Raw genomic sequence first — 3,206 nt, forward strand, 5'->3', positions numbered from 1 at the left:
ATTGATTAACCAAGATAAGACATAGGCGAATAAATTCGCCGTGTCGATTTTCTACCCCGCTCTAAAGAGACGGGGCTATCAATCTCCCGTTTTTTCTTGTATTTTGATTGGGCGCTCAAAAAACGTTTATCGCGAAGTTACGAAGACATCGAAACTTACGCTCTCGAATGCGAGAATATGACCCAAGGACTCATTGAAATCGAAACTCGCGGACATCGTTCATGGTTTGATGAAACGCAACCCATTATTTATGTCAAAGCCTTGGCCAGCGCTCCTTGGAATCGTGGATTACGGCAAGTCCCTCGCTACAAATATACCGGATCGAGTTTGCTGTTGTTCGTTCGCAGGCGCAGCGTTGCTCTTAGATATGCAGGGCGTATCGGACTCCATTCGTTACCCGGAGCGGTGGAATTTTATCGAAAATCCAGAATGTTAGAACTCGGTCGCGATCCAGATTGCGACAATCTAACCTATTTCGAGTTCGCTTGCGTAGAATAAATTAAAGACAGGAGAAAACCATGACAGTCAAAGAAAGCCCCTTCGATCGCCTATTAAGAAATCCGAACGATCGCGAAGCAATGGAAGAACTCTTAAAAATTGAAGACGAATGCGGGGGTAATATTTCTGCCGGGCGCTACGGCGATCGCCCTCACTACTTTCGTAACTTACTACAATACGGTCCCAAAACCGCCGATCGCATTGAGGAAGTGCAAGATTTTCTGCGCTCGCAAGTCCGAACCGACGCAACCATTGTCGATGCCGAGGCTTTCTTATCAGAACATTTTAAAACGCCAAAGCCGGAGATTCAGAATATCCTCGAAGCTGCCATCGAAAGCGAAGATAAAGCAGTGCGAGAGGAGAAAACAAGGGAAGCAATCGCCTTGGCGAAGGGAGGGGGTCGGAAACTTTGCTAGGCTTGACATAACAAAAATACTCACCACTCTCATGCCTCGTTCGGCTTGCCTTCATCCCGACCATCAAGACTTTGCCAAAGGTGCATTACAGCGTAATGGCTTTTTAACCCAAGGTAGCCTCGCAGGACATCTCGGCTTGGGGACTTCAACGATTAATAAGTTTCTCAACGGGAAAGCCGTTTATATCAGGATTTTTGAGGAAATTTGCGACGCATTGGGACTCGATGCGTCGCAAATGATTCGTTCGCAACATCCCGACGCTCCAACTACTCCCGATTCCCCGACTCCCTTCCTCTCCTACGATAATGCGTGGGTGGGTCGCGAAGAACTCATTGCCGAACTTTCGACAGCTTTGAACTCGCGTCGCCTGCTGATGATACTGGGGCTAACGGGCATCGGCAAGACGGCATTGGCCGAATGTCTCATTGCCCAACGCTACGCCATGTACGGACGTTGCATGCAACGTCCCTACGCACCTCAGCACTTCCAACGCGCCAACTTCGAGAATACCGAGCATGACCGAGATTTTGCGAGTATCGCCTTGCAATGGCTGGAGGCATGGGGAATATCCCTCGCACCGGAAGAACGCCAGCCCGATAAGCTCTGCGATCGCCTGCTCGATTACCTTGCCTGCCATGATGTCCTGCTCTTGCTGGATTCACTGGAAACCTTGCTCGTGCCGGGGGAGGAGATGGGCGGTACTTTTGCTGATGCCATCTGGAGCAAGTTTTTCACTGGCTTTTTCGCTGCCAACCCCATGCCCTCTCGCATTATCCTCACTTCCCAAGAGTTACCCATCGAGATTGCCAGAGAACGCTATCGGCAATTGTGGCAGCGCTGCGTACTAACGGGACTCACGCAACCGGAGCAAGTGGCGTTGTTCGAGAAGTTGGATTTGGATATGTCTGATGAATCGGCAGAACGCGAGGTGCTATTACGCTTGGGCAAGGCTTATCGCGGGCATCCCTTGGTTTTGCGCGTTATCATCGGGGAAATCTGGGAATCCTTTCAAGGCAACGTAGAAGCCTACTGGCACGAGGTTCGCAATAAAATAGAGGAGGTCGAGAAGAACATTGCTGAAGCCGAAGCAGGTCAAGTCAAAGGCGAAGCAGATGAATGGAAGCTGCATATTCTCACAAGGAAAGTACGCCTCGAGGTGAATCGACAGCGCTTGCAAGAGGTTTTCGTTCGCTTGGAAACTCAACACCCCGATGCTTATTTGCTTCTCTGTGCGGCGGCGGTCTATCGCATTCCCGTAGAGGTCAAGGGCTGGACGATGCAGCTTTCCGCATTTACAACACGACTGGAGGGCAAGCCGTGCGGTGAAGAACGACAGGATATCGCGCTGGAGGAACTGCATTATCGCTTTTTGGTAGAAGAAGGCATCAATGACAATAAACATCGAACCTTGGGGCAGCATCCTTTGGTTCGCAGTGCCGCGTTGGAGCGTTTTCAGGCATTTTTGGAGGGAGTAGGGAGTGAGGTTAATGACAAACCAACTCACCCTCGGTTGCAAACCCAAACCCGGTCAAACTTCGCTGACTGGGATGGTGGAAACTGAGAACGATATCCTCTCTAGGAATATTTGCGCTCAACAAATCATCAACAACGCCGAGATCGGTACTATCTTCTTCGACCCAAATTTGATTCCGTTCAATACGAAGATGGACAATGATATGCTGTATCCGCTTTTTGTCTTGCCATCCCGAACGAATCCACAAGTAGCAATCTCTTTCTTTATCTAATGCCAAATAATCTCTAGCTAAATCTTCTCGATCGCGACGAGGGGTTAAGCCGTAATAATCTTGCAGCAGTCTAACAATTGTATTGCGGTAATGTGTTAGTTTATCCATTGTTTTATAGTCTCCCGTTCGACATCAATAACAACAATTTTTAAATGATTTCGATTGACAATAGCTTGAATAGAAGTGCGTTGAAAAAAGTTATCATGGGTTAAGTCGTTAATGGCAAGATAAAGCGTATAATCGGGTTCGGTTAGTTCGATTAGATCGCGATAAACAATGTATTGCCCGACAGCATTATGGAAATCGTACATGAGAGATTTCCCGATAAAACTTTTGATTTCTACAACAATTTTTTCTCCTTGACGTTCGGCTGCGATTGGTTTTTCGGCTGCGAGATCGGCATAGAGTTCGGCATCTTCGTATTGGATAAAATAAGGATCGTCGGTTATCGTGCAACATTTAACCTATTCAAAGCTATTCACCTTGAACTCGTATAGCATCATCCGTAAAGGAGATGGCTGTTGCCTGCAAAGCTCGAATCATAATG

4 protein-coding genes and 1 pseudogene are annotated in these 3,206 nt (G+C 47.8%); 3 read left to right on the forward strand and 2 right to left on the reverse strand.

Annotated elements, in window-relative coordinates; genetic code table 11:
• Positions 1 to 177 precede the first annotated feature (177 nt).
• From JUI58_RS15790 to JUI58_RS15800, 3 genes are read left to right on the forward strand one after another with little or no spacing between them, the layout of a single operon-like run.
• Positions 178 to 498: a hypothetical protein gene (locus tag JUI58_RS15790; RefSeq protein ID WP_204104764.1), complete on the forward strand. Its 321-nt coding sequence runs from the start codon at positions 178 to 180 to the stop codon at positions 496 to 498.
• Between the two features lie 20 nt (positions 499 to 518).
• Complete coding sequence (locus tag JUI58_RS15795; protein ID WP_204104765.1) at positions 519 to 914, forward strand: hypothetical protein; 396 nt, start codon at positions 519 to 521, stop codon at positions 912 to 914.
• A gap of 31 nt (positions 915 to 945) precedes the next feature.
• Positions 946 to 2,475: an AAA family ATPase gene (locus JUI58_RS15800; protein WP_204104766.1), complete on the forward strand. Its 1,530-nt coding sequence runs from the start codon at positions 946 to 948 to the stop codon at positions 2,473 to 2,475.
• On the opposite strand, the gene JUI58_RS15805 is transcribed toward JUI58_RS15800, so the two are convergent.
• Both JUI58_RS15805 and JUI58_RS15810 read right to left on the reverse strand, forming a co-directional pair.
• Positions 2,399 to 2,767 carry a XisI protein gene (locus JUI58_RS15805; RefSeq protein WP_204104767.1) on the reverse strand — a complete coding sequence of 123 codons (369 nt, stop codon included), beginning with the start codon at positions 2,765 to 2,767 and terminating at the stop codon, positions 2,399 to 2,401. The two genes, JUI58_RS15800 and JUI58_RS15805, sit on opposite strands and share 77 nt — an antisense overlap.
• Positions 2,755 to 3,111: pseudogene (locus JUI58_RS15810) on the reverse strand (XisH family protein); the annotation flags it as partial. The gene JUI58_RS15805 and the pseudogene JUI58_RS15810, both read right to left, overlap by 13 nt.
• Between the last annotated feature and the right edge of the window lie 95 nt (positions 3,112 to 3,206).

It is taken from the genome of Spirulina sp. CCY15215, assembly GCF_016888125.1.
Lineage (GTDB): Bacteria > Cyanobacteriota > Cyanobacteriia > Cyanobacteriales > Spirulinaceae > CCY15215.